The organism is Microvirga solisilvae (assembly GCF_022808595.1).
Taxonomy (GTDB): domain Bacteria; phylum Pseudomonadota; class Alphaproteobacteria; order Rhizobiales; family Beijerinckiaceae; genus Microvirga; species Microvirga solisilvae.
In genome coordinates this window covers 448,061-467,930 of sequence record NZ_JAKUCN010000003.1, presented here as the reverse complement: position 1 = coordinate 467,930, position 19,870 = coordinate 448,061, and the positions used below count along the sequence as shown (strand labels likewise).

18 protein-coding genes are annotated in these 19,870 nt (G+C 60.2%); 2 read left to right on the top strand and 16 right to left on the bottom strand.

The features are described 5' to 3' along the window. Positions 1-130 precede the first annotated feature (130 nt). The gene (locus MJ639_RS09465) at positions 131-1,009 is read left to right on the top strand and encodes an SDR family oxidoreductase (protein WP_243370717.1); all 879 of its coding nucleotides are present in this window, start codon (positions 131-133) and stop codon (positions 1,007-1,009) included. Here the strand turns inward: MJ639_RS09465 and MJ639_RS09460 are convergent. From MJ639_RS09460 to uxaC, 16 genes are all read right to left on the bottom strand, one after another. Beyond that, positions 1,004-1,714 carry a DUF1028 domain-containing protein gene (locus MJ639_RS09460; protein WP_243370714.1) on the bottom strand — a complete coding sequence of 237 codons (711 nt, stop codon included), beginning with the start codon at positions 1,712-1,714 and terminating at the stop codon, positions 1,004-1,006. The genes MJ639_RS09465 and MJ639_RS09460 overlap by 6 nt on opposite strands. Before the next feature lie 12 nt (positions 1,715-1,726). Further along, positions 1,727-3,520, bottom strand: a complete 1,794-nt coding sequence (locus MJ639_RS09455) for a gamma-glutamyltransferase family protein (RefSeq protein WP_243370711.1) — start codon at positions 3,518-3,520, stop codon at positions 1,727-1,729. A gap of 22 nt (positions 3,521-3,542) precedes the next feature. Further along, positions 3,543-4,418: an ABC transporter permease gene (locus tag MJ639_RS09450; protein WP_243370708.1), complete on the bottom strand. Its 876-nt coding sequence runs from the start codon at positions 4,416-4,418 to the stop codon at positions 3,543-3,545. Then, positions 4,415-5,362, bottom strand: coding sequence for an ABC transporter permease (locus MJ639_RS09445; protein WP_243370703.1), 948 nt, complete (start codon positions 5,360-5,362; stop codon positions 4,415-4,417). Before MJ639_RS09445 ends, MJ639_RS09450 begins: the two co-directional genes overlap by 4 nt. 75 nt (positions 5,363-5,437) lie before the next feature. Further along, positions 5,438-6,937, bottom strand: a complete 1,500-nt coding sequence (locus MJ639_RS09440; protein WP_243370700.1) for an ABC transporter substrate-binding protein — start codon at positions 6,935-6,937, stop codon at positions 5,438-5,440. A gap of 43 nt (positions 6,938-6,980) precedes the next feature. After that, complete coding sequence (locus MJ639_RS09435) at positions 6,981-8,084, bottom strand: ABC transporter ATP-binding protein (RefSeq protein ID WP_243370692.1); 1,104 nt, start codon at positions 8,082-8,084, stop codon at positions 6,981-6,983. After that, positions 8,081-9,100, bottom strand: a complete 1,020-nt coding sequence (locus MJ639_RS09430) for an ABC transporter ATP-binding protein (protein ID WP_423790779.1) — start codon at positions 9,098-9,100, stop codon at positions 8,081-8,083. The genes MJ639_RS09435 and MJ639_RS09430 overlap by 4 nt, the downstream gene beginning before the upstream one ends. A gap of 25 nt (positions 9,101-9,125) precedes the next feature. Next, the gene (locus tag MJ639_RS09425; protein ID WP_243370689.1) at positions 9,126-9,902 is read right to left on the bottom strand and encodes a FadR/GntR family transcriptional regulator; all 777 of its coding nucleotides are present in this window, start codon (positions 9,900-9,902) and stop codon (positions 9,126-9,128) included. Positions 9,903-10,148: 246 nt separating this feature from the next. Further along, positions 10,149-10,991, bottom strand: coding sequence for an endonuclease/exonuclease/phosphatase family protein (locus tag MJ639_RS09420; RefSeq protein ID WP_243370686.1), 843 nt, complete (start codon positions 10,989-10,991; stop codon positions 10,149-10,151). Between the two features lie 171 nt (positions 10,992-11,162). After that, positions 11,163-11,939 (bottom strand): trans-aconitate 2-methyltransferase, encoded by a 777-nt coding sequence (tam, locus tag MJ639_RS09415; protein WP_243370683.1) that lies wholly within the window; start codon positions 11,937-11,939, stop codon positions 11,163-11,165. Between the two features lie 49 nt (positions 11,940-11,988). Then, a complete protein-coding gene (locus tag MJ639_RS09410) occupies positions 11,989-13,470 on the bottom strand; it encodes a mannitol dehydrogenase family protein (RefSeq protein WP_243370681.1) in 1,482 nt (493 codons plus the stop codon). A 7-nt stretch (positions 13,471-13,477) separates the two neighbouring features. Beyond that, positions 13,478-14,320, bottom strand: coding sequence for an ABC transporter permease (locus MJ639_RS09405; RefSeq protein ID WP_243370678.1), 843 nt, complete (start codon positions 14,318-14,320; stop codon positions 13,478-13,480). A 4-nt stretch (positions 14,321-14,324) separates the two neighbouring features. Further along, a complete protein-coding gene (locus tag MJ639_RS09400) occupies positions 14,325-15,233 on the bottom strand; it encodes an ABC transporter permease (protein WP_243370675.1) in 909 nt (302 codons plus the stop codon). Beyond that, positions 15,233-16,318 carry an ABC transporter ATP-binding protein gene (locus MJ639_RS09395; protein ID WP_243370671.1) on the bottom strand — a complete coding sequence of 362 codons (1,086 nt, stop codon included), beginning with the start codon at positions 16,316-16,318 and terminating at the stop codon, positions 15,233-15,235. Before MJ639_RS09395 ends, MJ639_RS09400 begins: the two co-directional genes overlap by 1 nt. Positions 16,319-16,336: 18 nt before the next feature. Then, positions 16,337-17,527 (bottom strand): ABC transporter substrate-binding protein, encoded by a 1,191-nt coding sequence (locus tag MJ639_RS09390; protein ID WP_243370668.1) that lies wholly within the window; start codon positions 17,525-17,527, stop codon positions 16,337-16,339. A 51-nt stretch (positions 17,528-17,578) separates the two neighbouring features. Continuing rightward, positions 17,579-18,982, bottom strand: a complete 1,404-nt coding sequence (gene uxaC / locus MJ639_RS09385) for a glucuronate isomerase (RefSeq protein ID WP_243370665.1) — start codon at positions 18,980-18,982, stop codon at positions 17,579-17,581. Positions 18,983-19,101: 119 nt separating this feature from the next. On the opposite strand from uxaC, the gene MJ639_RS09380 reads away from it, so the two are divergent. Continuing rightward, positions 19,102-19,830, top strand: coding sequence for a GntR family transcriptional regulator (locus MJ639_RS09380; protein ID WP_243370660.1), 729 nt, complete (start codon positions 19,102-19,104; stop codon positions 19,828-19,830). Positions 19,831-19,870: the final 40 nt, after the last annotated feature.

Below are 19,870 nucleotides of genomic sequence, written 5' to 3'. Positions count from 1 at the left end.
TTTGCAGGCCAATCCAGCGAATGCCCAGCTCTTAAGCCTTATAGGGGCCCTCTGAGCCTATCTTCAAAACAGCCTTGTCGCTCCTCCCCACGCTCGATAGGGTTGAAGCGATGTACATCGCCATACCTTCATGAACCTTTTTGTCTTCGGCCCAGGTTATACCGCACTGCAATTCATCCGGACTTATCGGAATCGGTTTGCGTGTGTCAGCGGCACTTTCCGATCCGCTATGAAGGCAGCATCGCTTCAGAATGAAGGCATCGTTCCTTATTTCTTTGACGCAGAAGAATACGATCCCGACCTTCTTGATGAGATTACCACTGCCGATGCACTGCTGATCTCCATACCTCCCGCAACAGGATTAGATCCCGTCCTGAGAACGCTGTCGGATGCAATCGCTTCGGCCTCGCGCTTGCGCTGGATCGGCTATCTCTCAACGATCGGTGTTTACGGCGATGCAGACGGGGGGTGGGTCGATGAGACGACACCGCCCAATCCCGCCAATGAGCGCTCTCGCGAGCGCCTAACTGCGGAAGAACAATGGCTCGCTATCGGGGATAAGACGTCTATTGCCATTCAGATCTTTCGCCTCGCCGGCATCTATGGGCCGGGACGCAATGCTCTTGCGCAGGTCGCGAATGGAACGGCGCGGCGCATCATCAAGCCTGGACAGGTGTTCAATCGAATCCATAGTGCCGATATTGCGCAGGTGCTGATGGCCTCTCTCGAACGTCCAAGCCCCGGCGCGATCTACAATATTACTGATGACGAGCCCGCTCCTCCGCAGGATGTCATCACATATGCAGCGCACCTGCTCGGTTTTGATCCGCCGCCAGGAATACCGTTTGCAGACGCCGATCTTAGTCCTATGGCTCGCTCCTTTTATCAGGATAACAAGCGTGTGCGGAATGATCGGATGAAGAATGACCTAGGCGTGCGGCTTCGCTTTCCGACTTACAGGGAGGGCCTTGAAGCGCTTCATGCTTCCGGGGAGGGCCGGCATTCATAAGGTGCGTTCATTGATCTCCCGCGCCCGCTGATCGATCCAGGCTCGATCCGTGATCCCGGCCGGATTGGTGCGGGTCGCCATGGCGTCCATAAAGGCGAGGAAGCGTTCGTGCGCGACGCCGTAGAGTCGCCGCAGCTCCGCCAGCGGTTCCGGATGGTCGTCCACGCGTAGATCCAGCACAGGATAGAGTTCCGTGCGCCAAATCTTAAGCGCTGCGGATTGCTTGCCTCGCTTGTCGCCGCCTTCCGCCTGACCCGCATCGAGCGCGCTCATCAGGCGCTCGGCGAAGGGGAGATCGGTGCGGCGCTTGAAGGTTTCGAGACTCGTCTCGATCACGGCTGGGCCTGCCAGCATGTTGCCGGCGACAGAAACGCCATCTTCCGACAGATGTCCGCACCAATCTACACATTCGCACCCTGTATGAGCAGCCGCGCGGCCCTCCCGGTCGATCACGTGAAGCTGCCGCACCTCTCGTCCGGGATCGGCAGCCGTGAGGATCGACACGATCTCATCGGCGCTCCTGCCTTCCGACAGAAGGCGCATGCCATCATAGCCATAGAGCGGATTGACGAAGGCCTGCGTCGCAAGCGCACCCACTCGCGCTGAGCCGTACGGGCAGAGAGCGCCGACGGCAAAGAACTTGGTGGTGACGGCAACGCCGAAGGATCCCGTTTCTGGATCCTTCGCGATGATCGACCAAGTCATCCCAATGCTCCCTTAACGGCCTACCGCGTAGGCCTGCATGAGACGCGGCGTAGCGGCGCCATGCAGGAGGCCATCCTTGTCGCGGCTTGCCGCCACGAGACGTCCCACCGTCCAGGCTGGCGCCACTTCCACATCGTGACCGCGCGCGCGTAGATCATCGAGGACTTCCGCTCCGTAGCTTTCCTCAGCCATCAGATGACCGGGCTTCTGCTCACGCGGGTAGAACGAGGACGGGAAATGCGCCGTATGCGACATGGGCAGGTCGATGGCCTCCTGCAGGTTCAGTTCATGATGGGCATGACGCAGGAAGAGCAGAAGCTGCCACTGCTCCTGCTGGTCGCCACCAGGAGAGCCGAAGACCATGTAGGGCTCGCCATCCTTCTCCGCGAGCGTCGGCGTGAGCGTGGTGCGCGGACGCTTACCCGGCTCCAGGCTTGCAGGCAAGCCCTCTTCCAGCCAGAACATCTGGGCGCGTGAGTTGAGCATGAAGCCGAGCTCCGGAATGACGGGCGAGGATTGCAGCCAGCCACCGGAAGGCATCGCCGCGATCATGTTACCTAAACGGTCGACTACGTCGATATGTACCGTATCGCCGCGCTTTGCCGAACGCATGGAAGCAAGCGTCGGCTCGCCACCGGAAACCTTACGATCCGTTGTGGAGAGATCGCGCAAGGCAGCGAGCGTGCGCTCGACCTGCGACTCGTAGCCAGGCACAATGCCAGGGCGCAGTTCGCGGGAGGCCTTCTCGGTGATGAGCTTGTGGCGCTCGCTGTTGTAAGCATCAGACAGCAGCGTCTCGATCGGCACATCCACGAAATTCGGATCGCCGTAATAGGCCTCGCGATCCGCGAAGGCGAGCTTCATGGACTCGGTCAGCGTATGAATGAATTCGGCGCTGGTTGGTCCCATCTTGGACAGATCGAATCCTTTGAGAAGCGCGAGCGTCTGCAGGAACACAGGCCCCTGACCCCACGGCCTGATCTTGTTGACCCTGAAGTTGTGATACTCATAGGTCTGCGGCGCATCGTAGCTGGCCTGCCACGAGGCCATGTCATCGGCGCTCAGCACGCCGCGATGGCGGGATCCGCTTTGGTCCATCACTTCAGTCTTGCGCACGAAAGCGTCGATGGCTTCAGCAACGAAGCCCTTGTAGAAGGCGTTGCGGGCGGCCTCGATCTGCGCCTCGCGATTAGAGCCCTTGGCTTCACCCTCGCGAATGATGCGCTTCCAGGTTTCGGCAAGCTGCGGATTGCGGAAGAGCGCGCGCGGCTTCGGTTCCTCCCCGCCCGGAAGGAAAACGGCGGCGGACGTGGGCCATTCGGTTTTGAAGAATTCCTTCAAGTCGTTGATAGTGTTGGAAACCCGCGGCAGAAGCGGATGTCCTTGCTCGGCATAATAGATGGCGGGTTCGAGCACATCGCGTAAGCTGAGCATGCCGTGATCGCGCAGCAGGATCATCCAGGCATCGAACGCGCCGGGAATGACGGTGGCGAGCAAGCCGTTGCCAGGAATGAGCTTGAGCCCTTCGCTTTTGTAATGCGCAATGGTTGCGCCTTTCGGCGCAGTGCCTTGACCGCAGAGCACTTCGACCTTCTTCGTTTTCGCCGAGTAGAACACTGCGGGAACTTCGCCCGAAGGACCGACAAGATGCGGCTCAACCACCTGCAGCACGAAGCCGGAGGCCACGCAGGCGTCGAATGCGTTTCCACCCTTTTCCAGCATTGCCATTCCGGCGGCAGAGGCCAGCCAATGGGTCGAAGTCACGATACCGAAGGTGCCGAGAATCTCAGGCCGTGTCGTAAACATATGTCTTTATCCGTTTGATGATTTACTGTTCGCGAGGATCGAGCGCGTCGCGCAAGCCGTCGCCAAGGAGGTTGAAGCCGAGAACGATCAGGAAAATCGCGGTCCCGGGAAAGATCGACATCCAGGGCGCCTGGTCCATGAAGTTCTTGGCGGTGTTGAGCATCGAACCCCAGGACGGATTCGGAGGCTGCTGGCCAAGACCGAGGAATGACAGGCTCGCTTCTGCGATAATGGCGGTCGCGATGGTGAGCGTGCCCTGCACCAGGATTGGCGGCAGCACATTCGGCAGCACATAGCGCACGATGATCCAGAAATCGGGGAGTCCGATGGCGCGCGCGCCTTCCACGTAATCCTCCGCCTTCACGGTCAGCACCTGACCGCGTGTGAGGCGAATGAAGATCGGCATGGCGGAAAGACCGATGGCGATCATCGCATTCGTGAGGCTCGGACCTAAGAAAGCCGCGAGGGCAATGGCGAAGATCAGGAATGGAATTGCCAGCATGGCGTCTGTCGCACGCGAGATCGCGGCATCCACCCAGCCACCGAAATAGCCGGAGATGAGGCCGAAGGGCACGCCAAGCACGATGGCGATGAACACCGAAACCACGCCCGCCATGATGGAGGCGCGCGCGCCCCAGAGCATGCGCGAAAGCGTATCGCGGCCGAGTTCGTCGGTGCCGAACCAGAACATGGCTGAGGGCGCCTTGCGGATGCTCGTGAAGCTCGGCTTAATCGGGTCGAAGGGTGCGAAGTAGGGCCCGACGATGGCGGCCAGTACGAAGAACAGGACGATGAGGCCACCGACGACGGCGCTCTTGTTCTTCAGAAACTTGGCAAGGACGCGACTGCGCTTCTTCGGCAGGGCAAGATCGTCGGCGACAACAGCGGTGGCGGTCATGCGGCGTGCCTCAGGCGGGGATTGACGAGAACATAGAGAACATCGGCGAGCAGATTCATGAATATGAAGCCGACAGCCGTGCAAAGGACAACGCCCTGCACTACGGCATAGTCGCGGTTGAAGACCGCATCCACGATCAGCTTGCCAAAGCCTGGGATCGTGAAGATCTGCTCGGTCAACACCGCTCCAGCGAGCAATTCGCCAAAGAGCAGCGTGGACAAGGTCACGATAGGAATGAGCGCGTTGCGCAGCGCATGCTTGAGAATGATCTTGCGCGACAGAAGGCCTTTAGCACGAGCAGTGCGAATATAGTCTGAGCGCATGACGCCGAGCATGGCGCTGCGGGTGTGACGCATGAGGCTCGCTGCAAGGCCAGTGCCCAGCACGAAGGCCGGCATGAGCATGGTTTTGATGTTGAGCCATAGATCTTCGGTCGGCGGCACATAACCTGATGCCGGCAGCAGGCCCCAACGGACGGAGACCAGCATGATGAGCATGATGCCGAGCCAGAAATTCGGAATGGAGAGGCCTGACAGCGCGACGACGTTGGCGGCGTAGTCGACGGCCGTTCCCTTCCTGACTGCCGAGACGATGCCCGCGGGAATGCCGATGGCGAGCGCCACGATCATCGCCATGATGGCGAGTTCGATCGTCACAGGGAGCTTGCTGAGAATGAGCGTGAGAACCGGGATATCCGTGCGCAGCGAGATACCGAGATTGCCGGTCAGGGCCGATCCGATCCAGGCGAAGTATTGAACCGGAATCGGATCGTCCAGCCGATACTTCTCGCGCAGATAGGCGAGCACCTGCGGATCGCGCTCCTCGCCCGCCATGGTGAGAACGGGATCGCCTGGCAGGAGCTTCTGCAAGGCAAAGACCAGAACCGACACGATGATGAGTGTCGGGATGGCAATCAGAATACGTCGTCCGATGTAACGGAGCATCAGCGCAAGTCACCTGCGAGAAAAACTGGGAGCGTGCCCGGCTCAAGACTGCCGGGCACGCGATTCGTCAGCCGTTCAGGAGCCGAGCTTCACGCCCTTCAGACGGATCATGCCGTCCGGATAGGGTTTGAAGCCCTGCATCTTCTTCGAGAGAACGAAGGGCCAGGGCTGGTAGTAAGTGTAGATGATCGGCAGGTCTTCCTTCAGGATGGCCTGCGCGGAATCATAGAGCTGCTTGCGCTTGCCTTCATCGTTGATGGAGCGGGCCTCGTTGAGCAGCTTGTCCACATCCGCGTTGCAGTAGCGTCCATCATTGAGGGCGCCTTTGCAGGTTGCGAAGGCATGGATGTTGCCATCGGGGTCGACGCGGCCTGACCAGCCGATGATATTGGCATCGAAATTACCGGCCTGCGCCTCCTTCTGCATGGCGGCGAACTCGGTCGGGCGCAGCGAGATCTCGAAGCCTGCCTCGGCCGCCATGGCCTGGATGATCTCGGCAATCTGCTGGGTCGTGGTGCTGGTGCCGAAGGTCAGCTCGAACTTCACCTTCTCGACACCCGCTTCCTTAAGCAGCTTCTTCGCCTTCTCAACATCACGCTTGCCGGCAGCAAACTTCGGATTGTTGTAAGGGCTTGCTTCAGGGAAAGGCTGACCGGCTGGCGGATAAATGCCGGCACCCACCACCTCGTTGATCACGTTACGGTCGATGGACAATTCGAGTGCCTGACGCACACGCTTGTCCTGGCCGAGCGGCATCTTTGCGCGGTCGCCGTTATTAGTGTTGATCGTGATGCCCTGATAGCCAATGCCCGTGACAGGTGCGAAAACCAGGTTGGCATCGCTCTTGGCGGCGGGCACATCGCTCGGTGCAAGACGCTCGAGCATATCGAGATTGCCCGACTTCAGGTTCGCGAGACGCACGGTCGTGTCCGGAATCGGCTGGAACACGATGCGCTCGAAATTATAGTTCTTCGCGTCCCAGTGCTCCTTGAAGCGCTCCAGCACGATGCGGTCGTTCTGCACACGCTCGACGAACTTATAGGGACCGGAACAGATCGGCTTCTGGCCGAAATCTGCGGAGGCGAAGGCCTTCGGCGACAGGATCATGCCGGCGCGATCAGAGAGCTGCGACAAAAGGGTCGCATCCGGACGGGAGAGATTGACCTTCACCGTCAGGTCGTCGACCACATCGACGCTCTCGACAGAGGTCAGCTCGCTCTTGCGGAGCGAATCCGGCAGGGTGCGGGCGCGGTCGATATTCGCCTTCACGGCAGCCGCATCCATCTTCTCGCCATCATGAAAGGTGACGCCGGGGCGCAGCTTGAAGGTCAGTGCCTTGCCGTCGTCGCTCCAACTCCACTCGGTTGCGAGTTCGGGCGTAAACTTCAAATCAGGCGTAATATCCACGAGCTTGTTGCACAGCGACGTGAACACGATGCGGCCGACGAACGTGCGGGCGCGATGCGGATCGAGCACGTCCGGATCTTCATTGAGGCCGATGCGTAGGTTCTGCGCGGATGCGGCGGTACTCGCAAGGAGCCCGGCCGCCAGCGCTAGGAGCAATCTTTTCTTCATTCGGTAGTCCTCCAAGTCTTCCTCTGGATTTGTTTCACTTGGTTCAAGGGCTCGCCGTGACGGCCTTATCCTGCCGTTCACGCCAAGTTCGGTAGAGAGCCAGGCGCTTAGCCAGGGCCGGGCTCTGAGACGGTGCGCTGATGGAGCCTGCGCCGGCCCCCTGAATCTCGCGCCAGAAATGGCATGCCACCTTCCGCCCATCAGGCGCTGTTTCGAGAGCCGGATGCTGCTCCTTGCAGAGCGGGCGCGCATGGGGGCAACGGGTATGGAAGCGGCAGCCGGACGGAGGTGCGGCGGGGCTTGGCACATCGCCTTGCAGCAGAGCCTTGGGCTGACGGTTCGTGGGGCTCGGAATGGGAATCGCTGCGAGAAGCGCCTGCGTATAGGGATGGAGCGGATTGTCGAAGAGCGCATCCGTCTCGGACAGTTCCACGATTTCACCCAGATACATTACGGCGACGCGATCGCTCATGTGCCGGATCACGGCGAGATCGTGCGCGACGATCACGAGGGTGAGACCGAAGCGCTCCTTCAGGTCTTCGAGCAGATTGATGATCTGCGCCTGGATCGATACGTCGAGGGCCGAAACCGGCTCGTCGCCGATGATCAGCTTGGGGTCGCCCGCGAGCGCCCGGGCGATGCCGATGCGTTGGCGCTGGCCGCCGGAGAATTCATGCGGATAGCGGTCCGTGTGCGTCGGCAGAAGACCTACGGTACGCATGAGATCAGCCACCCGCTCGCGCTTGTCCTTACCGCTTGCGAGGCTATGCAGCCAAATCGGCTCCGCGATAATGTCACCCACATTCATGCGCGGGTTGAGGGAAGCGAAGGGATCCTGGAAGATGATCTGCAGCTCGCGGCGCAGGCGGCGCATCTCGCTTTTACTAAGTTTGAGGATCGATTGACCTTCATAGCGCACATCGCCGCCGGTCGGCTCGATGAGACGTAGCATTAGACGTCCGAGGGTGGACTTGCCGCAGCCGGATTCCCCCACGATGGCGAAGGTTTCTCCGCGCTGGACGCCAAGCGAAACACCGTCGACCGCACGCACGACCGTGGGAGACGATAACAGCCCTCCGCCGCCGAAATGCTTTTTCAGGTCGATGCCTTCGAGAATGAAGTCGTTGGTCACAGGCGCCACGCTCATGAGGCTGCTCCAAGGTGCTGTTCGAGCGGCGCGTACCAGCAGCGCGCGCGGTGACCGGGTTTGATTTCGGTCAGCGGGGGCGGGTCATTGGCGCAGCGACTGTCAGAGAACGGGCAGCGCGGGGTGAAGCGGCAGCCTTTCGGCATCAGCTCCGCCGGCGGCACTGTGCCGCGAATCGTAGCGAGTCTCCCCTGGCGGCGACCGAGCGAGGGTACGGATCCCATGAGACCGATGGTGTAGGGATGCTGCGGGTCGTCAAAGATCGCTTCCACGGGGCCACTTTCGACCACGCGGCCCGCATACATGACCGCCACCTCATCGGCGACCTCGGCCACCACGCCAAGATCGTGGGTAATGAGGATCATCGCCGTACCTGTCTCTTCCTGAAGGCGACGGATAAGGGTGAGAATTTGCGCCTGGATCGTCACATCAAGTGCGGTTGTCGGCTCATCCGCGATGAGAAGCTGCGGGTCGTTTGCGAGCGCCATGGCGATCATCACGCGCTGACGCATGCCGCCTGACACCTCGTGCGGATAGGCGCGAAGCCGCTTCTCGGGCGCGGGAATGCGTACCTTCCTCAGCATGTCGAGCGCCCGTTCCATGGCCTCGGCCTTGGAGACCTTCTTGTGCCGGACAATGCCCTCCGCGATCTGATCGCCGATGGTGAAGGCGGGGTTCAGCGAGGTCATCGGCTCCTGGAAGATCATCGCCATGCGGTCGCCGCGCAGGTCCGCCCGCTCGCGCTCGGAGAGTGTCAGGAGATCCTGTCCGTCGAACATCGCCGATCCTGCAATGATGCGCGCCGGCGGCGTGGGCAGAAGCCCCATGAGAGCGAGCGACGTCACGCTCTTGCCGCACCCGGATTCACCAACAATACAGAGCGTCTTGCCCTTGCTGACGGAGAAGGACACATCGTCGACGACATTTACCTCCTTGGGTGCGCCGTCGAAGCGAACAGACAAGCCCCGCACGCTGAGCAACGGTTGCTCGGCGGCAAGTGCAGCCGCGTTATTCATCTCGGCCATTGTCTGCTGCGCGGCCTCACGTGCCATGTTGAAGTTCTTTCTTATCGTTGAAGGGCATCGTTGTTTCTACGGAATGCGGATCGTCACCCCCGACCTGAGAATGAGTCATGATCCTCAGGAGGCCGTCGCGTACGAAAGAGAGATGCTCGCGCATAGCGCCTTCCGCCGCCGCGGCCTCACGCTGGGCAACGGCTGCAACCACGCGACGATGCTGCTCGACATAAATTCTCTGCCGTTCCTCGGAGCGGGCCCGTTCGCGCAGTTGCTGCCAAGTCCTGTCTTGGCGAACCCTATTGATCAGGTCGAAGACCGCGAGAAGGAGGCTGTTGCCAGCAACTTCCGCAATGGCACGATGCAGGGCGCTGTCCCAAAGCTCACGCCCATCCGCATCAAAGCTCTCGGCGGTCTTGTTCGCAAGGCGCACCAAGCGCTCCACATCGCCATTGGAGGCGCGCAGAGCCGCGAGCCGGGCGAGCATGGGTTCGATCTCCATGCGCGCGTCCATCACCTCAAGCGGGTGCGTGCGCTTGGAGACCTCTTCCATATCGATGTGAGGCTCACTGGGGCGCGGACCGATGAAGGTTCCCTTGCCCTGGTGCCGCCAGATCCGCCCCTCGGCCTCCAGCACCTCGAGCGCCCGGCGAAGGGCAGGTCTGCCGATCCCGATCTGCGCCGCAAGGACGCGCTCGGGAGGAAGCCTCTGCTCCTTCTGGGATGAAGCCGCTTCCAACAGCGCCCGCAGCCGCTCAAGGGCGGCATTCGAGCTATCCGGCAGGGTATCGAGTGGTGCCATGCAATGCGGTCCAACGCGAGCCAATCCTCTGCTGGCCCACTTCACGAAATTTTATTTCGTATTGCGGAGCCGCAGCGCAACCAAGCTAAACCAACCTCGAACCAATTGGCAATTGGTTCCGTGCTGGTCGCGTGGGCAGGGCTGCGCCTTTAAGCGGCACAGCGCTGAATAGGATGGCAGAAGGCGCATGACGCGATGACCCAGGACACCCCTGCCCTGTCATCAGAAAGGATCCGTAGGAAGTCCTTACATGTCTAATTCGAGCAGCACAGGCTGGTGGTCTGAGGCTTGCGTTTCCTGCTTGTACTCGATCCGCGACACGCGACCCGCGAGATCCTCCGTGACGAAGACGAAGTCGCAACAATGCGGCGCGCCATAGGTCTGGTCGTAGATGCAGAAAGAGTATGGGTGCGCTTCCGTCCCATGAACAGATTGCCATGCGTCAAGAAGGGCTGGAGCGCCATTTTCGAATGCATCCGAGATCCGCCATTTGATCGGGTCACTCGGCTTCATGTTGAAATCACCCGTCAAAACAGCCGATGCCGAGTTCGGGAGCAGCACATAAGTACCAGGCCCGTCCTCATGGGGCGTCAGCACCCGTTCATAGGCGGCGCGATGAGCCTCGCGGATTCCCTCGACCTGCGCACGTCGCAAAGTGTTGGACGAATATTCCAGATGCGTTGTCATAACACGCAGGGGCCCGGACTTTGTCTCGACAACGGCCTCGATAAGAAGGCGCGGCATGTTGCGGGTCGCAGCAGCTTCCCATGGCAAAGTGTATCGCAACACCTGCGCAACAGGCAGGCGGGACAGGATCATGTTGCCGAAGCGGCGGCGGCCTCCTGCTCCATCCGGAATGTCGAGCGCCACGCCTTCGATGGCAGTATAGCCCGGAAGCAAGGCCGCCAGTTCAGCGAATTGGTTCGAACCGTTGTTGTCCTTCAGGTCCGAAAAGTTGTCCGAAACTTCTTGTAGGCAGAGGATATCGAAGTCCGCAATGGCGCGCGCATGATCGACGATGCGCTTGAGATCGACCGTTCCGTCGATGCCCAAACCCCACTGAATGTTCCAGGTAATCAATCTGATCATACCAACCTTCAAACTTTATTGGCCAACCCTGCTCAGGCACCCGGCTTCAGATCCTCGCGGGTCAGAAAATCATAACTGCTTGTCAGAGGGTAGTCTTCCGCCCACGCTCCTGTGCATATATCGAACGCGGCAATGTCTCTAGCAGATTGCGGCCGAAAATCGTCCGATGGGTCATTCCACCCTTTGCGCCACGAAGAAGAACCGGGGGAACCGCAAGAGAACCTTTCCATCGAACTGACCCGGATAGGCCCTTGCGATTTCTTCGGTATAGAGGCGGAGATACTCGGTCCGTTCCTCCGATGAGAGAGGGTCAAGATACGGCCTCAGCCCAGTGCTCTTGAACCACTCGACAATAGCGCCAGCACCTTCAAGAGGGTGAACATAGGTCGTCTGCCAGAGATCCACCTTGCAGCCGGCCGCCATCAGACACGCATAGTAATCCTCGAATGAACCGATCTTCTCCCTTACCGCCGCAGCTGAACCCAGCTTGGCCGCCCAAGGTCCGACCTTGGCCACCTCCGCCATGAGCCGGTGGGACGGCTCATCCAGATTATTGGGCATCTGTACTGCCAGGTAGCCGCCACGCTTCAGGAATGAAACAAGGCGGGCAAGGAGACCGGCATGATCGGGAATCCATTGCAGGACGGCATTGGCGAAGATCAGATCGAACCGCTTCTCGGGCTCCCATGTGGCGATGTCTTCTTCTTCGAACATCACCGTGGGCAACCGTTCGCGAGCTTTGGTGAGCATGGCAGCAGAACTGTCGATGCCGCTCACCTGTGCGTCCGGGAAACGATTGACCAGCAATTCAGTGCTGTTTCCCGGCCCACAGCCAATATCAACGCAGCTCTGCGGATCCGACAGCGGCACGCGTCGAAGCAGATCCATCGATGGTCGCGTGCGCTCGTCTTCGAATTTGAGATATTGGCCTGCATTCCAATCAGTCACCGGGAATCCTCCTCGGCGAATTTTATAGGTCACAGCCCTTGGCTGTACATCACGTTTCTGTAGTCATATCGGCGACAGTCTGCCGGGCGCCCTTCGCATAGAGCTGTTTAAGTGCGTTCGTTACAGCAACAGTGAACCGCTCGTCATGAGGAAGGTCTTCTCCGAATATTTCGCGAAGAGAGAATAACTCTTCGGCCAGTCGCTCGGGGCTTCCTCCGGCTCTGTCTGCCCGTTCACGCAAGACACCGGCCATGGGGTCCCGCACGTCGATTGCATTTCCCTTTTCGTCGATGCCCGTCACATAGCGCATCCAGGCCGCGACGCCGAGGGCGAGCCGATTGATCGGCGCCCCGCTTTGAAGCCGGTCACGGACAGTGCCGAGCAGGCGCTGCGGCAGTTTCTGCGAGCCGTCCATCGCGATCTGCCAAGTGCGGTGCCTGAGAGCCGGGTTCTTGAAGCGTTCGATGAGCGCGCGCTTGTATGACGTGAGATCCGCTCCCGGCGGCATGTGAAGGGTTGGTGTCACCTCCTCCTTCATCAGCCCCTCGATCAGACGAACGAAGGCCGGATCGGCCATGGTATCAGCAACCGTTTCATAGCCCGAGAGATAGCCGAGATAAGCAAGCGTCGAATGGCTGCCATTAAGAAGCCTGAGCTTCATGTGCTCGTAGGGCTCCACATCGGCGACGAATTCAGCACCGGCTTCCTCCCAAGCCGGTCGCCCCTGAGGAAAGCGATCCTCGATGACCCATTGCGTGAAAGGCTCGGTCACGACAGGCCATGCATCAGTGGCGCCGAGGCTTTTTGCGATTCGTGCCCGATCCTCATTGCTGGTGGCCGGCACGATCCGATCCACCATCGTGGAGGGACATGAGACTTTATCGGCCACGAAGCGGCCGAAGGAAGGATCGACCAGTTCGGCGAAGCGGCTGAGAACGCGCTTCACGGTGCGTCCATTTGATGGAAGATTGTCGCAGGTGAGAACCGTGAAAGGCGGCACATCGGCCTCCCTGCGGCGGCGAAGCGCCTCGATGATGAAACCAGGGGCCGAGCGCGGCGTCCGCGGGTTTGCCAAATCATGAACGATGTCAGGATGCGTCTCGTTCAGCTGCCCCGTTGCCGGATCGTGGCAATAGCCCTTTTCCGTGACCGTCAACGTGACGATACGCGTCCGGGGATCCGCCATGACTGCCAAAAGGTCATCTGTGGCGTGGGGAGCGACAATGACACGGCTGATTGCGCCGATCACGCGGAGAGCCTCACCCTCCTTCGATCGGACCGAGAGCGTATAGAGTCTATCCTGCGGCTCAAGAGCATCGTATGTATCAGCGCTCCGCAAGCTCGCAGCAACGATGCCCCAGCGTGGATCCCGCGCCAGGACGTCATCGGTGTAAACGGCTTGGTGAGCGCGATGAAAAGCACCGACCCCGAGATGCACGATGCCGGTTGTCATGGCGCTCCGGTCATAACGGGGATGCGCCACCCCTTCCGGCAACCGGCCGAGCAGGGCCTCGTTCAAGCGATCTTCCATTGTGTCCTCAATGCGCCGGCTGCTGCTTCGCGCGAGTGACGATCTGCGTCGGGTTGACGAAGCGTAGAGCAATAATGAGCCATACCAATGTCGTGGCCATATAAACCACCGCCATGGCATCGATGGACTGCACCGCGCGCACACCTGCCGCGAAGACCGCATAATAGAGCGCCACTACGAGTGTCTGGCTCGTGGGTCCCGCCACAAGGAAGGTCAGCTCGAACATGGCAATGGTGCGGACCAGAACCAGCAGCAGCGCCGCCAGGATTCCAGGCAGGAGAAGCGGAAGCAGCACATGGATGAAGAGCTTGAAGGTGTTGGCGCCGAATACGCGCGCTGCGGCCTCGATCTTCGGATCGATTTGCTCGATGAACGGAATCATCACCAGGATCACGAAGGGAACCGTCGGCACGAGATTGGCAGCGACGACGCCCCAGAATGTTCCTGCAAGCCCTGTCCTGTAGAGAACTGTCGCCAGGGGAATACCGAAGGTGATCGATGGGATGAGAAGCGGCAGCAGGAAGAGCAGGACGAGGAGGCGCTTGCCGGCAAAGTCCCGCCGCGCCAGCGCGTAGGCTGCGGTGACGCCGAGTGCTCCTGAAATCAGCACCACGGCACCGACCACCTGGAAGGTCACCATAAGCACGTCCCAAAGCTGGAACTCGCTCCAGGCGGAGGAGTACCAACGCGTTGTCCAGCCAACTGGCAGCCATGTGCCGAGCCAACGTGTCGCAAACGAGCTCGTGATCACGGTCGCAATCATGGCCAGCAGGTTGAGGACGAAGAAGCCTACAATCGTCCAGATGGCGGCCGCCCAGAGCTTTGCGCCGATCGTCGTATCACGGATCATCGGTTTACCCTTTCGCGCCGGATGCCGGGCCACGGTAGAACAGGCCGCGAGCTGCCAGGACAGCCACCACGATAGCGAGCTGGACAAAGCCCATGATCATCGCAACGGCGGATGCCATGGAATAATCGTACTCTTCGAAAGCAGCTTGATAGGCCGCAATCGAAATCACGCGTGTGATGCCAGCAGGCTCACCTAGCAACACAGCCGAGGGGAATACCGAGAAGGCCTGCACGAACGAGAGACAGAAGGTGATCGCAAAGCCCGGCATGAGAAGCGGCAGATAGATATGCCGGAACCGCTGCCAAGCATTCGCGCCCAGAGTCGCGCCAGCCTGCTCCAGGGCAGGATCGATGCCCGTCACATAGGAAAGCGTCAGCAGGAAGGTGAACGGGAAACCCGTAATGACGAGGGATGCGAACACGCCCCAATAATTATGGACGAGCTTCAAGGGTTGAGAGATAAGACCGAATGTCATCAGAGTACGGTTGAACCATCCCTGAGGGCCAAGATAGTTCAGCAACCCCTCTGCCACGAGCACTGTTCCGAGCGTGATCGGGAGAACGAGGATCGTCGTGAGAAGGCGCTGATGACGCATGAGGCGAACACGGAACGCAATCGGAACGGCCAGAAGCAGGTTCACGAGCGTCGTCGGAACGGAGAGCCAAAGGGTATTGGCAATCGTGTCGTAGAGATACGAATCCGAGAAGAAGCGTTGATAATTGGCAAGCCACCCGCCCGCTTTCGGCTCGAAGGAAAGAATGAAGCCGAAGGCGAAGGGATAAACGAAAAGCAGCAAACTGAAAATGGCTGCTGGGATGACAAGAAGCGTCACCGCATCAAAGCCGCGTGCTGCCAGACGCTGGCGCAGGCTCGGCCCATGCTCGATGGCCGTTGCTGGTGCAAGAGCATCCATCAGCTTCTCCCCTGGATCGGCTCCGCGAAGACGAGAACGCGCTGATCGTCCGCACGCAGATAGACGGAGGCACCCGGCTCCACAGCCTGATGCGAACGGAAGACGACGTCGAGACCACCGGCTGTGTGGGCGGTTCCGACGAATTCGCGGCCGCGATACTCGATCGTGTCCACAATGACCTTCAGCGCATTCGGTCCCGGCTCTCCGGCTTCGAGATCGTCGGAGCGGATAGCCGCATAGGCGCTCGATCCTGCCAACAGCCTCTCCCTGGCAACACCACTGATCCGCGCACCTTCCACGTCGATGATCGCGCGACCATTGTCGCTCTCGATAACCTTACCCTTGAGCTTATTGCGGAAGCCCATGAAATCCGCCACATCGAGATGGGAAGGCGCCTCATAAAGCTCCTTCGGTGTTCCCACCTGACGAACCACGCCATCGCGCAGAACCACAATACGGTCGGCCAGCGACAGAGCCTCGTCCTGATCGTGTGTCACGTAAATGGTGGTTGCGCCCAGCTCGTTATGAATGCGTCGGATCTCGGCGCGCATTTCGAGACGCAGCTTTGCATCGAGGTTGGACAAGGGTTCGTCCATGAGCACCAGCGGCGGTTCGATAACGATAGCGCGAGCAATGGCCACGCGCTGCTGCTGACCGCCCGAGAGTTGTCCCGGAAGCTTGTGCTCCTGTCCCTGGAGGCGCACGAGACTCAAGGCTTCATCGACCTTGCGATCGATCTCCGCCTTGTGCCGCCCGCGCATCTTTAGGCCGAAACCGATATTCTGGCGAACATTGAGATGCGGGAAGAGCGCATAGTTCTGGAACACCATGCCGAACCCGCGATCCTCTGGACGAAGCGTATCGACTCGGTTCTTGTCGAGCCAGATCGCGCCGCCTGTCACAGGAAGAAGACCCGCGATGCAGTTCAACGTCGTCGACTTCCCGCAGCCGGACGGCCCGAGCAGCGCGATGAACTCGCGCCGCCGGATGGTGAGGGAAACGTCACGCAGGGCGTTGAGAGCCCCGAAGTCGCGGCTCACGCGATCGAGCCTGACTTCATCGAATTGCGAAAGGGCAATGGTCATCGCGGATCCTTACTCTTGTTATTTGCGCTTTCCGCCGCCGACTTGCTCGTCCCACATGCGGAAGGCGACGACCATTTGTTCGGGCTGGAGCGGCAATTCGATCGGGTTTTCAGCGATCCACTTCTCGTATTCGGGACGGCCATATTCCTTGATGGCGGCCTGGCTCTCGGGCGGAGCCATGTCGAGCGTCACATCCTTCACGGCCGGACCTGGATAGAAATAGCCTTCATCGTAGGTATAGGCCTGCTGCTCCTTGGTGAGCAGGAAGTTCATGAGGTCGATGAGAACGGCAAGCTTGTCGTTCGTCAGACCTTTGGGCACGCACATGTAGTGAGCGTCCGCCACCCAGTGGAAGCCTTTAAGGGCCGCGACCTTCGCCTCCTTGGGCACGACGCCGAGAACGCGCGGGTTGATGTCCCAGCCTGTCGTCGAAACAGTCATGTCGCGGGAGCCTTCGCCGAGTTCCTTCATCACGGCGCCCGTGCCGGACGGATAATACTCGATGTTCTGCCCCAGTTCTTTCAGGAACGCCCAAGTCTTGTCCCAGCCCTTCGCCGGATCCTGCGGATTGCTGTCTCCGAGAATGTAGGGAAGACCCATGATGAAGGTGCGGCCAGGGCCGGAATTGGCGGGGCGCGCATAGATGAAGCGGCCGGGGTTCGCCTTGGTATAGGCGAGAAGTTCCTCCGCTGTGGTCGGAACATTCTTTACCTTCTCCGGCATGTACTCGAGCAACGGGCCTGACGGATAATAGGTCACGACGACGCCCTGCCCCTTCGCGAGACTCTGCATCTTGGCCGCCGCCGGAAGATAGATGTCTTCGAGCTTCGGCAATGAGCCCGCATGCTGCGGCACGAGCTCGACCCAGAGCTTCTGATCGATGCCTGCGGAAAGTGCATCGGTGCCGGTAAGCACGAGGTCGATATCGACGCGGCCAGCATCCTGCTGCGCCTTGATCTTGCCTGCAAGTTCCGGCGCAGGAGCCTTCGTGAAGGTGATGCGCGAGACGAGATTGGGCTTGGCCTTGCGATAGTTCTCGATGGCCTTCTGCGTCAGCGCCAAGTTACCGGCGACGTCGATGACGTTGAGCGCGACAGGGCTCGTCGGCAGCGGCAGCTGCTGGGCCAAGGCTCTTCCGCCCAGCGCAGCAAGGCCCGCGCCGGCAGCGACCCCGCCGACGAAGTTACGTCTGGTGATCAGGTTCGTCATGGTCTTCCTCCCGTTCTGTGCAGCATGGCCGTCGAGGGCTCATGCCTGTCCTCACAGCTTGTAGGCCTCTTTGGCGAGGCGATAGGCGAGATCGTAGGCCACCTCATGCGCCTCATCCTCATTGAGGCGATGCGTCGTCACGAGATTGGCGAGATAGGCGCAGTCGACACGGCGAGCCACATCGTGGCGCGCGGGAATGGAAAGATACGCACGCGTATCGTCGTTGAAGCCGACGGTGTTGTAGAAACCGGCCGTTTCCGTCGTGAGCTCACGGAAGCGGCGCATTCCCTCCGGCGCATCGAAGAACCACCAAGCAGGGCCGAGCTTGAGCACCGGATAGTGGCCGGCGAGCGGCGCGAGTTCCCGTGAATAGCTCGTTTCATCCAGCGTGAAGAGAATGAGAGTCAGGTTAGGCTCGTTACCGAAGCGGTCGAGCAGAGGTTTCAAGGCGCTCACGTAATCGGTCTGCGAGGGAATATCAGCTCCCATGTCACGACCGAAGCGGCTGTAGATCTGGTTGTTATGATTGCGGAATGAGCCTGGATGGATCTGCATCACCATCCCGTCTTCTACGCTCATTGCTGCCATCTCGGTCAGCATCTGAGCACGGAACAGCTCAGCATCACCGGACCCGGAATCGCCCGTCGAAACGCGGCGGAACAGCGCTTCGGCATTTGCCTTCGAGAGATCGGCGGTCCGCGCAGTCGGATGTCCGTGATCGGTTGATGTCGCACCATAATCGCGGAAGAAGGCGCGCCGCTTGCGATGCGCTTCCAGATAGCCGCTCCAAGTTGATGTATCGCAGCCCGTGATTTCACCGAACCGCACGAGGTTCTGCCGGAAGCCGTCGAAATCCGGATCGACCACCGGATCGGGACGATAGGCCGTGACCACGCGCCCCTTCCAACCAGATTGGCGGATCGTCTCATGATGCCTGAGTGGATCGAGGGAGCTCTCCGTAGTGGCGATAGCCTCGATGCGGAAGCGCTCGAAGAGCGCGCGTGGGCGGAACTCCGGCGCGCGTAGGGCTTCGTCGATGCGGTCATAATAGGCATCGGCATTCTTCGCCGACAGACGCTCGGTGAAGCCGAAGAGCGTCTCAAAGGTATGGTCGAGCCATACGCGTGTGGGTGTACCGCGGAAGAGATGGTAATTTTCCGCGAAGCGACGCCAGATCGTGCGGGGATCTTTCTCAACGGGGCTCCCGTCCTTTGTGGGGATGCCGAGATCCTCCAAGCGAACGCCCTGGCTGTAGAGCATGCGGAAGATGTAGTGGTCGGGAACCACAAAGAGCGTTGCGGGATCGGGAAACGCTTCATTTTCCGCATACCAACGCGGATCCGTGTGTCCATGCGGCGAGATGATCGGCAGATCCCGGATTTCCGCATAGAGCCTGCGCGCCACATCGCGGGCAGCGGGCTCGGCAGGAAACAGCCGGTCCGGATGGATCAGCATGGCGTTCTCCCTCGGCGTCTCGCCCGAGCCTTGTGCAGTCGGTCCAGGCGCCGTTAGGTAAACTTTAGAGTGATCCATCGTCCTTTGCAATGGTCTACTAGTATGGTAGTGTGCCACTTATGACTAATAGACCGCGCCTTTCCAAGCTGGACATCAACCGGGAGCCCATGGCCCGTCAGGTCACACGCGCTCTCCGACAGGCCATTGTAACGATGCAGCTTGCGCCCGGAGAAATGCTGTCCGAGCAAGACCTTGCACAGCGCTTCGGCGTCAGCCGCTCGCCTGTCCGCGAGGCTTTGATCAAGCTCAGTGAGGCGGGACTCGTGCGTGTTCTGCCGCAGCGGGGCACGCAAGTCGTAAAAATCTCCAAGGCCGCAGTCGAGGATGGCCGATTCATCCGTGCAGCTGTGGAGTCGGCTGTGGTGCGCGAAGCGGCCTTGAAAGCGACCCCGGTCATGCTTGCGGAATTGAACGCTAGCTTGAGCCGGCAGAAGAAGGTACAGCGCTCAGCCTCGACGGAAGAGTTTCTTGCACTCGACGAGGAATTCCACCGGCTCCTCGCCGAGACCGCAGGGCGACCCTCGGCCTGGCGGATGATCGAGGACATCAAGCCGCAGATGGATCGAGTGCGTTTTCTCGATATGGCGAAGGCCCTGCCCCGCCATGCGGTGCTGGCGCAGCACATCGTGATCGTGGACGCGATCAAGGCGCAGGATCCTGTCGCCGCCGAGCAGGCGATGCAGCAGCACTTGAGCGAAATCCTGCGGTCGCTTCCTGAGCTTGCCGCCCAGTACCCGGACCTTTTTGAAGCGGAGGCCGAGGCGTCTCCCGAAGCACTCAGCGCGTGAGGCCTGCCAACTCTTCAGGAGTTCAGGCGACACGTCAGAA

Excerpts from the sequence above, each read along its gene's own strand:
- MJ639_RS09390 (WP_243370668.1), bottom strand. The coding sequence starts at position 17,527 with ATGACGAACCTGATCACCAGACGTAACTTCGTCGGCGGGGTCGCTGCC.
- MJ639_RS09430 (WP_423790779.1), bottom strand. The coding sequence starts at position 9,100 with ATGAATAACGCGGCTGCACTTGCCGCCGAGCAACCGTTGCTCAGCGTG.
- MJ639_RS09460 (WP_243370714.1), bottom strand. The coding sequence starts at position 1,714 with ATGACTTGGTCGATCATCGCGAAGGATCCAGAAACGGGATCCTTCGGC.
- MJ639_RS09425 (WP_243370689.1), bottom strand. The coding sequence starts at position 9,902 with ATGGCACCACTCGATACCCTGCCGGATAGCTCGAATGCCGCCCTTGAG.
- MJ639_RS09380 (WP_243370660.1), top strand. The coding sequence starts at position 19,102 with ATGACTAATAGACCGCGCCTTTCCAAGCTGGACATCAACCGGGAGCCC.
- MJ639_RS09400 (WP_243370675.1), bottom strand. The coding sequence starts at position 15,233 with ATGGATGCTCTTGCACCAGCAACGGCCATCGAGCATGGGCCGAGCCTG.
- MJ639_RS09395 (WP_243370671.1), bottom strand. The coding sequence starts at position 16,318 with ATGACCATTGCCCTTTCGCAATTCGATGAAGTCAGGCTCGATCGCGTG.
- uxaC (WP_243370665.1), bottom strand. The coding sequence starts at position 18,982 with ATGCTGATCCATCCGGACCGGCTGTTTCCTGCCGAGCCCGCTGCCCGC.
- MJ639_RS09450 (WP_243370708.1), bottom strand. The coding sequence starts at position 4,418 with ATGACCGCCACCGCTGTTGTCGCCGACGATCTTGCCCTGCCGAAGAAG.
- MJ639_RS09420 (WP_243370686.1), bottom strand. The coding sequence starts at position 10,991 with ATGATCAGATTGATTACCTGGAACATTCAGTGGGGTTTGGGCATCGAC.
- MJ639_RS09465 (WP_243370717.1), top strand. The coding sequence starts at position 131 with ATGAACCTTTTTGTCTTCGGCCCAGGTTATACCGCACTGCAATTCATC.
- MJ639_RS09435 (WP_243370692.1), bottom strand. The coding sequence starts at position 8,084 with ATGAGCGTGGCGCCTGTGACCAACGACTTCATTCTCGAAGGCATCGAC.
- MJ639_RS09405 (WP_243370678.1), bottom strand. The coding sequence starts at position 14,320 with ATGATCCGTGATACGACGATCGGCGCAAAGCTCTGGGCGGCCGCCATC.
- MJ639_RS09455 (WP_243370711.1), bottom strand. The coding sequence starts at position 3,520 with ATGTTTACGACACGGCCTGAGATTCTCGGCACCTTCGGTATCGTGACT.
- MJ639_RS09440 (WP_243370700.1), bottom strand. The coding sequence starts at position 6,937 with ATGAAGAAAAGATTGCTCCTAGCGCTGGCGGCCGGGCTCCTTGCGAGT.
- MJ639_RS09410 (WP_243370681.1), bottom strand. The coding sequence starts at position 13,470 with ATGGAAGATCGCTTGAACGAGGCCCTGCTCGGCCGGTTGCCGGAAGGG.
- MJ639_RS09445 (WP_243370703.1), bottom strand. The coding sequence starts at position 5,362 with ATGCTCCGTTACATCGGACGACGTATTCTGATTGCCATCCCGACACTC.